We start from the raw sequence: 15430 nt of genomic DNA, 5'->3' as shown, positions 1-15430 counted from the left end.
GATGCCACAGAGATGATGACCTTCTGCGCCAGACACAAGGCTGGGGAATATGACTTTCCTGGTGATAAAGATCCCTAAAATACGGCGCTAAGGAGACTGTAAATGGCTGATAAAAAAGCAACACTAACCCTGGATGGCGAAGATCCTATCGTGCTCGATGTACTGAAAGGTACGTTGGGTCAGGAAGAAATCGATGTCCGGAATCTGGGTTCCAAAGGGTATTTCACCTTTGACCCCGGCTTTACTTCTACTGCATCCTGCGAATCTAAAATTACCTATATCGACGGTGATGAAGGCATTCTGCTGCACCGTGGTTTCCCGATTGACCAGTTAGCGCTGCACTCAAACTACCTGGAAGTGTGTTACATCCTGCTGAATGGTGAACCACCAACCGAGAAAGAGTTTGAAGAATTCAAACTCACTGTGACGCGCCATACAATGCTGCATGAGCAGATTCACCATCTGTTCCGTGGCTTCCGCCGTGACTCACATCCGATGGCAGTCATGTGTGGTGTTACCGGTGCGCTGGCGGCATTTTATCATGATGCTATGGACGTCAACATTGAGCGCCATCGTGAAATCGCTGCGTTCCGTCTGCTGTCTAAAATGCCAACTATGGCGGCAATGTGTTACAAATATTCCATCGGTCAGCCGTTTGCCTATCCGCGCAACGACTTGTCCTATGCCGGCAACTTCCTGCACATGATGTTTTCTACGCCGTGTGAAGAATATGTGGTGAACCCGGTGCTGGAACGCGCCATGGACCGCATTCTGATCCTGCACGCCGATCATGAGCAGAACGCATCAACCTCTACCGTGCGTACCGCCGGTTCGTCTGGCGCCAACCCGTTTGCCTGTATCGCTGCAGGTATCGCCTCCCTTTGGGGACCGGCGCACGGTGGTGCCAACGAAGCCTGTCTGCGCATGCTGGAAGAGATCAGCACCGTTGAGCACATTCCTGAGTTCCTGCGCCGCGCGAAAGACAAAAACGATTCGTTCCGTCTGATGGGCTTCGGCCACCGCGTTTACAAGAACTACGATCCGCGTGCCACCGTGATGCGTGAAACCTGCCATGAAGTGTTGAAAGAGCTGGGCATGAAAGATGACCTGCTGGAAGTGGCGATGGAGCTGGAACACATTGCGCTGAACGACCCGTACTTCATTGAGCGTAAACTCTATCCAAACGTCGACTTCTATTCAGGCATCATTCTGAAAGCAATGGGCATTCCGTCTTCCATGTTTACGGTTATCTTTGCGATGGCACGTACCGTGGGCTGGATTGCACACTGGAAAGAAATGCATGACGATGGTGTAAAAATCGCCCGTCCACGCCAGTTGTACACTGGCTACGATCAGCGTGATTTCTCGTCAAACATCAAGAAATAATCTTCCGGGTCGGGCATGCCCGACTCCTGCAGATATGACCCGTTGGGGCGAGGCATGCCTCGCCCTGATTTATTTCTGGCATCCCGCACACCAGTAAAACGGCCGCGATGACAGCATCGTACGCTCAATCATCCCGCCACAGCGCTCACACGCCTGCCCTGCCCGGTGAAATACCTTAAAACGAAACAATGCACCATGATGATGGTTCTCATCCACCTGTCCGCGAGTCTGATAAGAGAGACGCGGTACTGCCAGTAATGCGGCGACCAGCGCATCAAGCTGGGCTTTGTTTAACGATTCTGCTTTATGGTGTGCGGCCAACTGCGCCTGCCAGAGTATCTCCACGCGCAGATAATTACCCAGCCCGGCCAGGAAAGCCTGATCCAGCAGCAGGCCGCTAAACTGACGGCGGCGAAAACGCGGCGATAACAGCCGCTCACGCACCGTCTCTTCAGTCAGCGACATATCAAGGACATCCGGTCCGATCTTTAACAGGAAGGGATGACTGGCCACCCCGTCAGCATCCAGCAGCGCAATCTCCGATGCGCTTAACAGCAGCAGCGTCTTGTCTGCCGCGGCCAGACGAACACGCAGAATGCGTTTTCCTTCCGGTAGACTGCCGGTTTTCACCACCCGCCAGACGCCGTACAACTGATTATGGCTGTACAACGTCAGGCCATTTGAAAAATGGGTCAACAAGGCTTTCCCACGGGTTTCTATTGAGACAACACGTTCGCCGATCAGCGCCTGCTGATACGTTTGCAATGCCGGATATGCGAACCAGACATCGGTTAACACCTTACCTTGTATTGCCTTTTCCAGTTGATCCGCCGCTCGGCGGATTTCCGGGCCCTCAGGCATAGATCCTCACTCTGAATTAATGGGTTGCGCCGCCTTCGAGGCGGATATCGTCTTCAACCGTCAAGGCAATACTGATCGCCATTTCCAGCGCCAGCACCACCGAGGCCTGCGACATGCTGGGTGTTCCCGGGCGCTCAATCGCCTGCTCGGGCGAACAGGGCACATGAATCAGCCCAGCCCGTGCTTTACGCCGCCGCAGGCGATGCAACAGACCATACATGACATGATTACAGACAAAAGTCCCCGCGGTTTGGGAAACCGATGCAGGGATACCGGCCTCACGAATGCCGGAGACAATTGCTTTAATCGGCAAGGTTGAAAAATAAGCCGCCGGACCCGCGACGATAATGGGTTCATCAATCGGTTGGTTACCCGCATTATCCGCTATGCGCGCATCATCAATATTTATTGCTACCCGTTCAACGCTGATATCCGTACGCCCCCCTGCCAGCGCCACAGCAATCACCAGAACAGGATCCAGCTCGTCAATCGCCTGCTCCAGTACTTCCAGCGAATGGCCAAAAACACAGGGCAGCTGTCTGGCAACCACCTTCACACCGCCGATCATCCGTTCATTTAACTGGCTGGCAGCTTCCCAGGAGGGGTTGATACGCGCGCCTTCAAAAGGCTCAAAACCTGTAATCAGTACCGTTTTCATTTTTTCCTCAAAAAAACATCAGGAAATACAACAGGAAGATATTGGCTATTAACAGTAGCACGCCCGTCGGAATCTGCGCCTTGATCACCGCGTTACGGTCAGGCAACTCCAGCAGTCTGGCGGGCACAATATTGAAGTTTGCTGCCATCGGTGTCATCAGCGTGCCGCAGTAACCACAGAACATCCCAATTGCCGCCATGACGGCCGGATTACCATGATGTTGCAGCACCAGAATGGGAATACCGATGCCCGCCGTCACAATCGGGAAAGCCGCAAAGGCATTGCCCATCACCATGGTCAGCAACGCCATACCGCCCGCATACAGGACCACCGCAATAAAGCGATTATCCACGGCGAGGTAACTTTCGGTCAGATGGGAAATTGCCGTTCCCACGCCCGCACTGGTGAACAGCAGCCCTAACGTCGCCAGGATCTGCGGCAAGATAAATGCCCAGCCAATCGAGTCCAGCAGACGCCGGGCCTCCTGTAAGGACTGTGCCGGGGATTCCCGCGTCATCCTCAGTGCCAGCAACCATGCCAGCAGACAGCCAACCGACATCGAGAACAACGTAACCAGTGTGGCATGATTCCCGGCCCCGAAGACCGTCTGTTGCAGACCAGGAATATTGTTGAACATCAGAACCCCAATCACGGTGACCACCGGGATGATCAGTGCAGGCATAAACAGGCGGTTCCCCAGGCGCTCTGCCCGTTCAATACGCTGTTCCGGGGTACGCTGTGAGTAACTGCCGAGCTTAACGCCCCCCAGACCGGCAATCAGCGCCATCACGACAACCCCCACGCCAATACTGATATGCAGAGCACGCGCCCCCACCAGATCCGTGGCCCATTCCCCCACAAAGAACACCAGGCCATACAACGCCCAAAACAACCCGGTCGTCAGTCGGCGGGGATTGGTTTTATCACGCCACGACATCAGCGCCACCACCAGCAGGATGCTGCCCGCCAGCCAGTACAGATAATTTTGCTGGAACATTAGCGTCCCCCCTTCTGTTGCAGCGCACTGGCATTCAGCTTACTCAACTCGTTCGCCAGCGTTTTATCGAGGCGATGCAACCGTACTGCATGAATTAAAAACGCACAAAGCGCGGTAGGGATCCCCCACAGGGCAATATGCAACGGTTCGGTCTGGATCCCCGCGGACTCCTGCATAAAGTTATGCATAAAGATAATCGCGCCAAAGGCGACAAAAATATCCTCACCAAAGAACAGCCCGACATTATCGGTGGCGGCGGCCATAGCACGAAGCCGGTAGCGCACCGCCGGAGGCAGTTCGCCATAACGGCTCTCAGCGGCACCTTCCGCCATCGGTGCCAGCAGTGGACGCACCATTTGGGGATGTCCGCCGAGGCTGGTCAGCCCCAGCGCTGCGGTAATTTCACGTGCAAACAGATACACAATCATCAATCTGCCCGCCGTGGCGCTTCGAATGCGCGCAATCCATGCCTGGGCACGCTCTTTCAAACCGTTGCGCTCCAACAAACCGATGATTGCCAGAGGAAGTAACAGAATAAACGGTAAATTACGGGTATTAAGGAACCCGGCACCCAGTTTTTCCAGAATATCGGCGATCGGCATCTGTGCCGCCAGACCCGTGATCAGCCCGGCAACCACCACCACAATGACCGGGTTGAACCGTAAGAGAAAACCCACCACGATGGCGGCTATCCCCGCAAGGGGCCAGAGATTAACAGCAGCGTCCATATTGACTCCTGAAACAGAAAAAAACGCCCCAACCGTGGTCAGGGCGTATAATAAGTAATCGGTATTAGCAGCTGGTCACCACAATCTGCTGCTGGCTGAATGCCTGCCGGAGCTGTCGGGCAAAATCCAGTGCGTGTGCGCCATCACCGTGCAGGCACACTGTGTCGGCCTGCACCTTCACCCATTCTCCACTCAGGCTTTGAACCTGCCCTTGTTGAATCATCGCCAGCGTTTGGGTAATCGCCTGCTGGTTGCTGTCCACCAGCGCACCGGGCTGGCCACGAGGAACCAGTGAGCCATCGGTTTGATAACCGCGGTCGGCAAACACTTCCTGCCGGGTGATTAATCCGTGCCGCACGCCTGCGCGAATCAGCTCGCTGTTGGCCAGGCCGACCAGCATCAGTCCGGGATCAACGGCGTTAACCGCTGCGGCAATCGCATCCGCCAGCTGCGGGTCGCAGGCCGCCTGGTTGTAAAGCATCCCGTGAGGTTTAACATGAACCAGCCTGCCCCCTTCACTTTCGGTCAGTGCTTTCAGCGCGCCAACCTGGTACACCACCTGCGCATACACGGTTTCTGCAGGAAGTTGCATGGCCGTACGGCCGAAATTTTCACGGTCAGGAAAACTGGGATGGGCACCAATGGCGACACCGAACTCCCGTGCCCAGCGAACGGACTGCAACATCGTCTGCGCATCACCCGCATGGAAACCGCAGGCAATATTGGCTGAAGAGACCAGTTGCAACAGCTCGCGGTCACATGCCGCTCCTTCCCCGAGATCGGCATTAAGATCGACGTTCATCTGCTAACCCCCAGGCCATTTGATCCAGTGAGCGCTGCTGCTCATTCTTGGCATGCAGGGCATCGGACAGCGTACAGTGCACAAAATGGATCGGTTCTCCCAGACGCAACTGCGCCAGATGATAAAGATCCGCTTCGATCACGCAGGCAATACGCGGATATCCCCCGGTGGTTTGGGCATCGGCCATCAGCACAATAGGTTGCCCATTAGGTGGCACTTGCACCACGCCAGGCACCAGACCGTGTGAGAGCAGGTCACGGGTAGCATCACGCTGTAATTTCCGCCCCTGTAAACGATATCCCATACGATTACTCTGTGGGTTAAGCCGCCAGGCAGTGCGCCAGAACGCTTCCTGACTGTCTTCACTGAACTCATGATATTCCGGGCCTGGCATGGCACGCACCCGATTGCCCCACAGCAACTGACGCACCCCCGCCGGCTGGTGGAACTGGCGTGTCGGTTCGCCCAGCGGCAAAATATCACCGTCTTCCAGCTTACGTCCGGCAAAACCACCGAGACCGGCTTTCAAATCGGTACTGTCCGATCCCAGCCGCTCATCAACACGGTAACCGCCGCTGACAGCCAGATAGCTGCGCATCCCACGTAATGGCAAACTCAACGTTAAACGCTGGCCTTTTTTCACCTCGGTGCGCCAGCCGGTCCAGACGGCTTTACCATCCAGTTCGGCGTGACAGCCTGCCCCCGCCAGCGCTATCCAGCCATCGCGCTGGAATTCAGCACAAAACTGGCCCAGGGTGATTTCCAGCACCGCACTTTCGCGGGGATTGCCCACCAGCATATTGGCGGTTTGCATCGCCGGATGGTCCAGCACGCCGCCCAGACTGATACCGTATTTTCGCCAGCCAACACGGCCGCCATCCTGAATGCTGGTGCTCATACCGGCACGAATAATCTTTAACATACCCCCTCCTTTTGCGGCACAAAGCGCACGCGGTCGCCGGGACGCAGCAACACCGGAGGGTGCGTATCCGGGGTAAAAAGTGCCGTTTTAGTGTGGCCAATCAGCTGCCATCCACCCGGTGCTGCCAGCGGATAAACACCGGTCTGGCTGCCACCGATCCCGACCGAACCGGCGGGAACCTGTACACGTGGCTCGGCGCGCCGTGGCGTATGCAACCGCTCATCTAACCCACCGAGGTACGGAAATCCGGGTTGAAAACCGATAAAATAGACCACGTAGTCCACCGAGGCATGGCAGGCCACTACCTCAGACGTACTCATGCCACTGTGGCGGGCAACCTCATTAAGATCCGGGCCTGAATCACCGCCATAGACCACCGGGATTTCTATCAACCGGGGTTCCAGCGTCAGTGATTCACTGGCTTCCCACCATTGCTGTAACCACTCAATCGCATCCAGCGCGGTCTGCTGTGGATCGCTGAGCATCACGGTGATGTTGTTCATACCCGGCACCACTTCGATCACTTCCGGGCGATCCTGCAATCGCTGCGTCAGGCCCCAGATACGTTGCTGGCTGGCGAGCGATATTGGCGGGTCCAGCTCCAGTACGACTGCGCGTTCGCCTAACAGATAACAACGTGCTCGTTGCAAAAGGCGCCTCCTGAAAATAAGAAAAGGGAAAAAACCACTCACTCCAATGGCAAAACAGAATGGCCACTAAGAAGGTGAGTCTGGTTAATTGCAGATATGACAAACAGTTATGCGGAATTGTTGTAACGGAGTCAACCTTCAGCGCATTCCATCAGAACGCGCTGAACGATTGGAAAGGCTCAGACAGGGTTATGAATGTCGATAAATGTCACGTCCAGGCCGTGCTCGTTTGCCAGCCACTCCCCCAGCGCTTTAATGCCGTCACGTTCGGTCGCATGGTGGCCCGCAGCAAAGAAATGCAGGCCCTGTTCACGTGCGCTATGGATTGTCTGTTCAGACGCTTCACCGCTGATAAAAGCATCAACACCGAAAGCAGCGGCCTGATCGATATAGCCTTGACCGCCACCGCTGCACCAGGCCACGCGACGAATAAGCGCGGGTGCATTGTCGCCACAGTGCAGTGGCTCGCGGCCCAGTACCGTCGTGATACGTTGGGCAAACTGTTCACCACTGACCGGCTCAACCAGTTCACCCCAGGGCAGCAGCAATGCAATTTCACCTTTTACATCAATGCCAAACAGCCTGGCAAGCTGAGCGTTGTTGCCGATTGAAGGGTGTCCGTCCAGTGGCAGATGCCAGCCAAACAGGTTGATATCGTTCGCCAGCAGCGTTTTCAGGCGCTGACGTTTCATGCCCCTGATAGCTGGCGCTTCGCTTTTCCAGAAATAACCGTGATGCACCAGCACAGCATCGGCCTCCAGACGCACGGCTTCATCGAGCAGCGCCTGACAGGCGGTGACACCGGTAATCACTTTTTTAATCTCGCGGCGTCCCTCAACCTGCAACCCGTTCGGGGCATAGTCTTTGTAATCCGCGCTGTTGAGTAACTGGTTAACCAGCTGTTCGAGTTCAGTATTTAGCATAATCAGTCCGTCTGTTTTCGTGCTGCTTCAAAGGAATCCAGCGTTTGCTGGCGCGCCTGTTTATGTTCCACGATCGGCAGCGGATAATCGAGACTTTGCTGATTTTTCTTTGCCCACTCATGCGGCTGATGGATATATTTTTCCGGCACCGCGCGCAACTCTGGCAACCAGTGGCGGATAAACTCCCCACTTTTATCAAAGCGCTCACCCTGGGTGGTAGGGTTAAAAATGCGAAAATAGGGGGCGGCATCGGTCCCTGTGGAGGCTGCCCACTGCCATCCCCCGTTATTCGCCGCCAAATCACCATCCAGCAACTGCGACATAAAATAACGCTCACCTTCGCGCCAGTCGATCAGCAGGTCTTTCACCAGAAAGCTGGCTGTAATCATGCGCAAACGGTTATGCATCCAGCCAAGGCTGTTGAGCTGACGCATCGCTGCATCGACAATCGGATAGCCGGTTTTCCCCTGTTGCCACGCCAGCAGCCCCTGTTTATCGTCCCGCCATTTCACGCCTCGGGTCCAGCGTGTAAAAGGCTGATGCCGGCACAATGACGGCCAGGCCACCAGAAGATGACGATAAAACTCACGCCAGATTAATTCATTCAACCAGACAAACACCTGCTGATCTTCCAGCCCACGTGGGTGCTGTTTCAGTAACCGGTGCAGACACTGACGCGGAGACAGTACACCGGTCGCCAGATAGACCGACAGGCGGCTGGTGCCATCGCGGGCGGGTAAGTCACGCTGCTCGGGGTACTCCGTCACAGGCTGCTGACAAAACTCGCGCAATCGCGCAATCGCCGCCTGCTCTCCTGCCGGGAAAAGGCGGGCGTCCACCGCTTCGCGCGGGTAATCAAATGCCTTTAAGGGACGATCATCGGTTTCGATCGCCCCGCCTTTCCTGACATCAGGAGCAGGCAGACACTCAGGTAATCCCTCTTTCAATCGCTTCACAAACGCCCGGCTGAACGGCGTAAACACTTTGTACATCTCACGGTTGCCGGTCAGCACGCTGCCGGGTGGCAGCAGCAGGCTGTCGTCAAATCCCTGTACCATGACATCCTGATCAAACAGCGTCTGTTCTACCATTGCATCACGCTGACGCTCGTTCACTTCATACTGATAGTTATAGAACAAACGGTCGACACGTTGATCCCGACAAAAGTCCTGTAACAAAGCCACCGAGGCAGTGAAATCATCACACTCAGCGATATGAAGAGGAATGCCTTTTTTGGCCAGTGAGCGCTGGACGTCAAGCAAGCTCTGCCAGATAAACTCCGCCTGTTTCGGCGCCATATGGTGCTGCGCCCATTGCCCGGGAGTGGCGATAAACAACGCTATCACCCGGGCATTTGCTGAACGGCAGGCGGCATGGAGTGCGTAGTTATCGTTGATACGCAGGTCATTGCGCAGCCAGACCAGATGAGTTGTCATAGTGCTCCCTGAGATTAATGCCCGTAGCGCAGACGCAGAGCTTCCGGATAAGGCGCAAAATAACGCTGTCCGGCCAGCCACGGATGCGGGAATTCCGCCATATAGTGTTTCAGTAAGGTAATGGGTGCCAGCAACGGCTGGATCCCCTGACGGTAATGGTCAATCAGCCCGGCCAGCTCCTGACGCTGAGACGATGTCAGATCACGACGGAAATAGCCCTGAACATGCATCAGTACGTTGGTGTGATTGCTGCGGGAGGCCACCTGCTTCATCAGGTCCATCAGCCGCTGCCGATACTCTACTGCAAAATCCTCCAGCGATTCCCATTGATCCATTTTCGCGACAAAGGGCCCGATTTCACGGTAGTCGGGCTGAGAGTGTGCCAGTAGCAGCAGCTTGTAACGCGTATGAAATGCCATCAGTTTGGCGCGGGTCAGCCCGCTTTGCCAAAGCTGGTTAAATTCATGCAGGGCATAGACTCGCGCAACGAAATTTTCGCGCAACAGCGGATCGTGCAGGCGGCCATCCTCTTCTACGGGCAGCCAGGGCATCTGTTCCATCAGTTCCCGGGTAAAGACCCCGGTTCCGGCTTTGCGGTTATTGTTATTATCTGGCTGGTAAATGCGTACCCGTTCCATGCCACAGCTGGGGGATTTTGCGCAGACAATGTAGCCACAGAGATGATGTAGATGGCTGATTTTTTCCTGCGAGAAAGATGCCATTTTTTCTGTAACAGGGGCATCCTGTCCGTTGCTGAAACAGAGTGACACCTCCCCGTCCCCGGCTTCAGTCAGGCGCAGTGCGGGCCTGGGGGTAGGTAAACCGATAGCCATTTCCGGGCACACGGGCTCGAAGTGTAAAAAGGGCGCCAGATGTTCAGCTGCGAATTCATTGCGTTTGTGGCCGCCATCAAAACGCACCTTCTGACCTAACAAACAGGCACTAATACCCACTGGAATTTTATCGCCCATAATTATACAACCTCAAATATCTTGTACAGATTTGAGTGTAGCGCAAAACACGGCGTAACAGGCAAAAAAAATCCCGCCAGACGGCGGGATTTTTATGAATGCGAGGTCAGTTAATAGAAATCACACCCGGCAGCTTCTGCCTGTGCCAGCCAGACGGGCTGATCGCTGGTTTTCACCCAGACGCGATGCAGGTAACTGTAGAAACGGGCACGATCTGCGCGAAACAGCATAAATGGCAGCGCTGCGATGCCGATAACCAGCACCGCAGTGCGACGCATGAAAATCCGAGCAGATGAATAGTTATGATAAAGACTCATACGTCCTCCTGAGATGATTAAAAGGGTTGTGTGTAATCTGAACAAAATATACGCCTTCAGATGTAATTTTACTACTGATCCGACCACTTTTGTCGAAAAAAAAACCACCAACCGCCTCAAAAATGAAAGAAGGTTACATATTCGTTAAATATTAACCTTGGAATGTGAAAAAAACATCCTTTCTGTAACATCAGGGGGAGCGCAACAATCACAGACGCCCTTCGTTCTTTTTGCTAAATTAGCCCTGTTATCATTTTTCACGTCGTCACGCCGCTTAGCTACTGAGGTTCTGTGTCCACAATTCTGATTGTTGAAGATGAAAAAGAGATCCGCCGTTTCCTGCGCATGGCGCTGGAAGGGGAAGGTTTTCGCGTGGTTGATGCCGAAACCCTGAGCCGGGGTTTAATCGAAGCCGCCACGCGCAAACCGGAACTGGTGATACTTGACCTCGGTCTGCCAGATGGTGATGGGACAGAATTTATTCGTGATATGCGCCAGTGGAGCAATATCCCGGTGATTGTGCTCTCGGCACGCAGTGATGAGCAGGATAAAATCACCGCGCTGGATGCTGGCGCTGACGACTTCCTGACGAAACCCTTTGGTGTCGGTGAGTTGATGGCAAGAGTGCGTGTCGCCTTACGTCATCGCCCACAGCAGGGTAACGACAGCGTGGATGCGCCAATTAATATTGGTAGCGTCACGGTGGATATTGCCGCCCGCCGGGTGATGCGCGACGGTGCGGACCTGCACCTGACGCCGATTGAATTTCGTCTGCTGGTCAGCCTGATTAACCACCCGGGTAAGGTGATGACTCAGCGACAACTGCTGACTCAAGTCTGGGGGCCGAATGCGGTTGAGCACAGCCATTATCTGCGTATTTATATGGGGCATCTGCGCCACAAAATTGAACGCGACCCCGCCAGACCCCAACATCTGCTGACCGAAACCGGTGTGGGCTATCGCTTTATGCCATAAAAAAAAGGGCTCACTGTGTGAGCCCTTCTCTTCACTGCCTGATATCTCAGGCGTTTTTCAGTACCGCACTCACAATCTCTACCGCTTCTTTCTCAATCTTCTCGCGGTGTTCAGCACCCAGGAAGCTTTCGCAATAGATTTTATAAGCATCTTCCGTACCAGATGGACGCGCAGCGAACCAGCCGTTTTTGGTCATCACTTTCAAGCCGCCGATAGAGGCGCCGTTACCCGGTGCTGCCGTCAGACGTGCCGTGATAGGATCACCCGCCAGCGTGTCAGCACTGACCATTTCTGGGGACAGTTTTGACAACGCAGCTTTCTGCGCGGAAGTGGCCGGAGCCTGGATACGGTTGTAGCTTGGTGCGCCAAAGCGCTGTGCCAGTTCGTCGTAGTGCTGCTGCGGGTTCTTACCCGTTACCGCAGTAATCTCTGCAGCCAACAGACACATGATGATGCCGTCTTTATCGGTTGACCAAGGCGTGCCGTCGAAGCGCAGGAACGAAGCACCCGCACTCTCTTCGCCACCAAAACCGAAACTGCCATCGAACAGACCATCAACAAACCATTTGAAGCCAACCGGCACTTCTACCAGCTTGCGGCCCAGATCGTCGACTACGCGGTCAATCATCGCGCTGGACACCAGCGTTTTACCCACCGCGACATCTTTGCCCCACTGTGGACGATGCTGGAACAGATACTGAATCGCTACTGCCAGATAGTGGTTTGGATTCATCAGTCCCGCAGGCGTGACGATACCGTGACGGTCATAATCAGGATCGTTGGCAAAGGCCAGGTCGAACTTGTCACGCAACGCCAGCAAACCCGCCATCGCCGACTCAGACGAGCAGTCCATGCGGATCACACCATCGTGGTCAAGGTGCATAAAGCGGAAAGTCTGATCGACAGCATCGTTAACGATGGTCAAATCAAGATTGTAGAACTCCGCAATACGCTGCCAGTAGGCAATCCCTGAACCGCCCAGCGGATCAACGCCAATCTTCAGACCGGCTTTCTGGATCGCCGGAATATCAACGATCTGAGCCAGACCTTCAATATAAGGCTGGATCAGATCTTTTTCCGTCAAGTGACCGCTGGCCCAGGCCTGATCCAGCGTTATGCGTTTCACTTCTTTCAGGCTGTCTTTGATCAGAGCGTTAGCGCGATCTTCCACCACTTTCGTGACGTTCGTATCGGCCGGGCCACCGTTTGGTGGATTGTATTTAATACCGCCATCTTCAGGTGGATTGTGTGAAGGCGTGATGACGATACCATCAGCCTGAGCACCACCGGTTTTGTTGTGTTCAAGGATCGCATTGGAGATCGCAGGGGTCGGCGTATAGCCGTTATCCTGCTGAACGATCACATCAACACCGTTAGCGGTAAGCACTTCCAATACCGAGATGATGGCCGGTTCAGACAACGCGTGCGTATCTTTACCCACAAAACAAGGACCGGTTACACCGTTCTTTTTGCGTTCTTCCGCAATCGCCTGCGCGATGGCCAGAATGTGCGTCTCGTTGAAGCTATGACGGCCCGCGCTACCGCGATGGCCGGAAGTGCCAAATTTCACCGCATGCTCTGCGTTACCCAGTTCAGGCTGCAGGACATAATATTGAGATGTTAATTGTGCAACGTTAATCAAATCGCTCTGCTGGGCGGGTTGCCCGGCACGGGGGTGATTGGCCATTGGCGCTTCTCCCTGACGCTTCAGTTAGAGGGTACCGCAAACTTTCTCTGTCAGCTCCATCGGGAACTGCATCGACAACATAATGTGTTCCACCATGCTGCGCTTACGGTCAGTATTTGTGTTGGTGATCACCCAATACGGTGTGCCCGGAACGTGCTGCGGCTTGGTATGGGTGCCATTCTCTACCAACGTTTGCTGGTTGCCCGCGAAGTAAACACGCGTACGACCTTGCAGAGACTCAGTCGCTGCGCCAAACGTTTTGGCATCCAGACTGTATAAAGTCGATAGAATCAGCATAAAGCGATTCACTGCACGCTTCTGCTCCGCGTACTCATCCGAAAGCAACAGCTCACGTACCGCACGAACACGATCCTGCGGTCGGGATTCAGATTTAATACCTGCAGCGGCAGGTTCTTTCGCTGCCGCTGCAGCATTCGCCGCCACAGGAGCAGTTTGACCCGCAGTGAACTTCAGCATACGGCGCAAAATATCGGATGCGCTTTCACCAATATGCTGAGTGTGGCTGGCAATATAACGGTATAGCTCTTCGTCGACTTCTATCGTTTTCATCTTTATCCAGTACGGTTGTTGCTAGTATCAGAACCGGTTGTTCGGGGACAACAATCCACGCAACCATCATGACGTTGAGCCGATCCAGTTCTAACATCAGGATTATAAAGTTAAATCCCGCCAGGGTGTAGCGCCAGACCCGTTTCAGGGCAAAAGTCGGAATATGCCGCAAAAAGATCATACCCGCCATTCGCGCCAGCGGCAGAAATTGTGGGATCCATGATACCCTAAGCCTTGGTGCCAACTGTAAGAACTTTCTCTATGAATTTGAATTTTCGCCTGCAATCTGAACAATCCGCCACTGACGGGCTTCCACTGGTATTGATCCACGGTTTATTTGGTAGCCTGGATAACCTCGGCGTACTGGCCCGGGGATTAAAAGACGATCGCCGTTTGATTCAACTCGATGTCCGAAACCACGGTTTGTCTCCGCGTGCGCAAAAGATGGATTATGCGTTAATGGCTCAGGATGTCCTGGACACGCTTGACGCGATGCAGGTCGATCGTTTCAGCGTGATCGGTCACTCGATGGGGGGGAAGATCGCCATGGCGATTACCGCACTGGCGCCCGATCGTGTTGAGGAGATCGTAGTGATTGATATCGCTCCTGTGGCCTACACCACGCGTCATCATGACGATATTTTTGCCGCACTGAATGCGGTGACTGAGGCCGGTATCACCACGCGCAGCGAAGCTACTGCCCTGATGCGTCAAAGTATCAGTGAAGAAGGCGTTATCCAGTTTTTACTCAAGTCGTTCCACGAGGGTGTTTGGCGTTTCAACGTTCCGGCGCTGCTGGCATGTTATGAAAACATCATTGGCTGGGAGCCATTGGCCCCCTGGTCACATCCTGTGCTGTTCATTCGTGGGGAGCGTTCTCCCTATTTGGCCGATGCATATCGCGATGCACTGTTAACCCAGTTCCCGCAGGCGCGTGCCCATGTCATCACCGGCGCAGGGCATTGGGTACATGCTGAGAAACCCGATGCGGTATTACGTGCAATCCGACGTTTTTTAGCGCTGTGAAAACCATTTTCGCTGGGGTATGATGGCGCGCTAAAATTTTGCCGCTGCTGATTATCAGACGGCATAACGGCCCTATTCATCAGCAATCCAGCCTTTCAGTATTACGATTCCTATGGCAAAAGAGAACACGGACCGCACAACGATCGATCTGTTTGCAGATGAACGACGTCCGGGACGACCCAAGACTAATCCGCTGACGCGTGATGAGCAGTTGCGTATCAACAAACGCAATCAGCTCAAGCGCGATAAAGTGCGCGGCCTGAAGCGTGTCGAACTGAAAATGAACAGCGACGCGGTTGATGTCCTGAATCAGCTAGCTTTCGAGCGCAATATCAGCCGCAGTGAACTGATCGAAGAAATGCTGCTGGAACAGTTGCAACGTCATCCGTCCTGATGGTATCAGGGCCTTAGCACTCAGCGACAAAACCGGCAGCATTACTCATTTATCCGCTCACGACGGTCTGTTATCATTAGCGATATCTGCGAAAAAATCAGCAGTCACCATATCATTAAGATTCAAG

Annotated in this window: 17 protein-coding genes; 4 read left to right on the top strand and 13 right to left on the bottom strand. The window is 54.2% G+C overall.

Going from position 1 to position 15430, the window contains the following annotated elements:
* Window positions 1-102: 102 nt before the first annotated feature.
* On the top strand, window positions 103-1386 hold the full coding sequence (locus tag LJN55_RS06370; RefSeq protein WP_133845518.1) for a citrate synthase: 1284 nt from the start codon (window positions 103-105) through the stop codon (window positions 1384-1386).
* Window positions 1387-1455: 69 nt separating this feature from the next.
* Here the strand turns inward: LJN55_RS06370 and nei are convergent, their stop codons facing one another.
* The 11 genes from nei to LJN55_RS06315 form a co-directional block, all read right to left on the bottom strand.
* A complete protein-coding gene (nei, locus tag LJN55_RS06365; RefSeq protein ID WP_227535876.1) occupies window positions 1456-2247 on the bottom strand; it encodes an endonuclease VIII in 792 nt (263 codons plus the stop codon).
* A gap of 16 nt (window positions 2248-2263) precedes the next feature.
* Window positions 2264-2905: a pyroglutamyl-peptidase I gene (gene pcp / locus LJN55_RS06360; protein ID WP_159337431.1), complete on the bottom strand. Its 642-nt coding sequence runs from the start codon at window positions 2903-2905 to the stop codon at window positions 2264-2266.
* A 7-nt stretch (window positions 2906-2912) separates the two neighbouring features.
* Complete coding sequence (locus LJN55_RS06355) at window positions 2913-3902, bottom strand: DUF979 domain-containing protein (RefSeq protein ID WP_227535875.1); 990 nt, start codon at window positions 3900-3902, stop codon at window positions 2913-2915.
* Window positions 3902-4630, bottom strand: coding sequence for a DUF969 domain-containing protein (locus LJN55_RS06350; RefSeq protein WP_133845526.1), 729 nt, complete (start codon window positions 4628-4630; stop codon window positions 3902-3904). Before LJN55_RS06350 ends, LJN55_RS06355 begins: the two co-directional genes overlap by 1 nt.
* A gap of 64 nt (window positions 4631-4694) precedes the next feature.
* Entirely contained in the window at window positions 4695-5432 is a 738-nt protein-coding gene (gene pxpA, locus LJN55_RS06345) for a 5-oxoprolinase subunit PxpA (protein WP_133845528.1), read from the bottom strand.
* Window positions 5416-6354 (bottom strand): 5-oxoprolinase subunit PxpC, encoded by a 939-nt coding sequence (gene pxpC, locus LJN55_RS06340; protein WP_227535874.1) that lies wholly within the window; start codon window positions 6352-6354, stop codon window positions 5416-5418. Before pxpC ends, pxpA begins: the two co-directional genes overlap by 17 nt.
* Window positions 6348-7004, bottom strand: a complete 657-nt coding sequence (gene pxpB, locus LJN55_RS06335) for a 5-oxoprolinase subunit PxpB (RefSeq protein ID WP_212813902.1) — start codon at window positions 7002-7004, stop codon at window positions 6348-6350. The genes pxpC and pxpB overlap by 7 nt, the downstream gene beginning before the upstream one ends.
* 179 nt (window positions 7005-7183) lie before the next feature.
* The gene (locus tag LJN55_RS06330) at window positions 7184-7927 is read right to left on the bottom strand and encodes a type 2 GTP cyclohydrolase I (RefSeq protein WP_167864133.1); all 744 of its coding nucleotides are present in this window, start codon (window positions 7925-7927) and stop codon (window positions 7184-7186) included.
* A 2-nt stretch (window positions 7928-7929) separates the two neighbouring features.
* Window positions 7930-9363, bottom strand: coding sequence for a deoxyribodipyrimidine photo-lyase (gene phrB, locus LJN55_RS06325; protein WP_227535873.1), 1434 nt, complete (start codon window positions 9361-9363; stop codon window positions 7930-7932).
* Between the two features lie 14 nt (window positions 9364-9377).
* The gene (locus LJN55_RS06320) at window positions 9378-10334 is read right to left on the bottom strand and encodes a YbgA family protein (protein WP_227535872.1); all 957 of its coding nucleotides are present in this window, start codon (window positions 10332-10334) and stop codon (window positions 9378-9380) included.
* 110 nt (window positions 10335-10444) lie between these two features.
* On the bottom strand, window positions 10445-10651 hold the full coding sequence (locus LJN55_RS06315; RefSeq protein ID WP_133845539.1) for a YbfA family protein: 207 nt from the start codon (window positions 10649-10651) through the stop codon (window positions 10445-10447).
* Window positions 10652-10996: 345 nt separating this feature from the next.
* Between LJN55_RS06315 and kdpE the strand changes: the two genes are divergently transcribed.
* Complete coding sequence (kdpE, locus tag LJN55_RS06310) at window positions 10997-11626, top strand: two-component system response regulator KdpE (protein WP_241008241.1); 630 nt, start codon at window positions 10997-10999, stop codon at window positions 11624-11626.
* 46 nt (window positions 11627-11672) lie between these two features.
* Here kdpE and pgm read toward each other — a convergent pair whose 3' ends face one another.
* Window positions 11673-13313 carry a phosphoglucomutase (alpha-D-glucose-1,6-bisphosphate-dependent) gene (gene pgm, locus LJN55_RS06305; protein ID WP_133845542.1) on the bottom strand — a complete coding sequence of 547 codons (1641 nt, stop codon included), beginning with the start codon at window positions 13311-13313 and terminating at the stop codon, window positions 11673-11675.
* Window positions 13314-13337: 24 nt separating this feature from the next.
* On the bottom strand, window positions 13338-13883 hold the full coding sequence (gene seqA, locus LJN55_RS06300; RefSeq protein ID WP_227535871.1) for a replication initiation negative regulator SeqA: 546 nt from the start codon (window positions 13881-13883) through the stop codon (window positions 13338-13340).
* A gap of 261 nt (window positions 13884-14144) precedes the next feature.
* On the opposite strand from seqA, the gene ybfF reads away from it, so the two are divergent.
* The gene (ybfF, locus tag LJN55_RS06295; protein ID WP_133845546.1) at window positions 14145-14909 is read left to right on the top strand and encodes an esterase; all 765 of its coding nucleotides are present in this window, start codon (window positions 14145-14147) and stop codon (window positions 14907-14909) included.
* A gap of 112 nt (window positions 14910-15021) precedes the next feature.
* Window positions 15022-15303 carry a LexA regulated protein gene (gene ybfE, locus LJN55_RS06290; RefSeq protein WP_133845548.1) on the top strand — a complete coding sequence of 94 codons (282 nt, stop codon included), beginning with the start codon at window positions 15022-15024 and terminating at the stop codon, window positions 15301-15303.
* The last annotated feature ends 127 nt before the right edge of the window (window positions 15304-15430 follow it).

The organism is Erwinia rhapontici (genome assembly GCF_020683125.1).
GTDB lineage: Bacteria > Pseudomonadota > Gammaproteobacteria > Enterobacterales > Enterobacteriaceae > Erwinia > Erwinia rhapontici.
This window is presented reverse-complemented; position numbering and strand designations above follow the sequence as displayed.

Bases quoted from the DNA above. Each gene is read 5' to 3' on its own strand.
- pxpA (WP_133845528.1), bottom strand. From the start codon at position 5,432: ATGAACGTCGATCTTAATGCCGATCTCGGGGAAGGAGCGGCATGTGAC.
- LJN55_RS06320 (WP_227535872.1), bottom strand. From the start codon at position 10,334: ATGGGCGATAAAATTCCAGTGGGTATTAGTGCCTGTTTGTTAGGTCAG.
- kdpE (WP_241008241.1), top strand. From the start codon at position 10,997: ATGGCGCTGGAAGGGGAAGGTTTTCGCGTGGTTGATGCCGAAACCCTG.
- pcp (WP_159337431.1), bottom strand. From the start codon at position 2,905: ATGAAAACGGTACTGATTACAGGTTTTGAGCCTTTTGAAGGCGCGCGT.
- pxpC (WP_227535874.1), bottom strand. From the start codon at position 6,354: ATGTTAAAGATTATTCGTGCCGGTATGAGCACCAGCATTCAGGATGGC.
- LJN55_RS06370 (WP_133845518.1), top strand. From the start codon at position 103: ATGGCTGATAAAAAAGCAACACTAACCCTGGATGGCGAAGATCCTATC.
- LJN55_RS06355 (WP_227535875.1), bottom strand. From the start codon at position 3,902: ATGTTCCAGCAAAATTATCTGTACTGGCTGGCGGGCAGCATCCTGCTG.
- LJN55_RS06315 (WP_133845539.1), bottom strand. From the start codon at position 10,651: ATGAGTCTTTATCATAACTATTCATCTGCTCGGATTTTCATGCGTCGC.
- ybfF (WP_133845546.1), top strand. From the start codon at position 14,145: ATGAATTTGAATTTTCGCCTGCAATCTGAACAATCCGCCACTGACGGG.
- LJN55_RS06350 (WP_133845526.1), bottom strand. From the start codon at position 4,630: ATGGACGCTGCTGTTAATCTCTGGCCCCTTGCGGGGATAGCCGCCATC.
- nei (WP_227535876.1), bottom strand. From the start codon at position 2,247: ATGCCTGAGGGCCCGGAAATCCGCCGAGCGGCGGATCAACTGGAAAAG.
- LJN55_RS06330 (WP_167864133.1), bottom strand. From the start codon at position 7,927: ATGCTAAATACTGAACTCGAACAGCTGGTTAACCAGTTACTCAACAGC.
- phrB (WP_227535873.1), bottom strand. From the start codon at position 9,363: ATGACAACTCATCTGGTCTGGCTGCGCAATGACCTGCGTATCAACGAT.
- pgm (WP_133845542.1), bottom strand. From the start codon at position 13,313: ATGGCCAATCACCCCCGTGCCGGGCAACCCGCCCAGCAGAGCGATTTG.
- seqA (WP_227535871.1), bottom strand. From the start codon at position 13,883: ATGAAAACGATAGAAGTCGACGAAGAGCTATACCGTTATATTGCCAGC.
- ybfE (WP_133845548.1), top strand. From the start codon at position 15,022: ATGGCAAAAGAGAACACGGACCGCACAACGATCGATCTGTTTGCAGAT.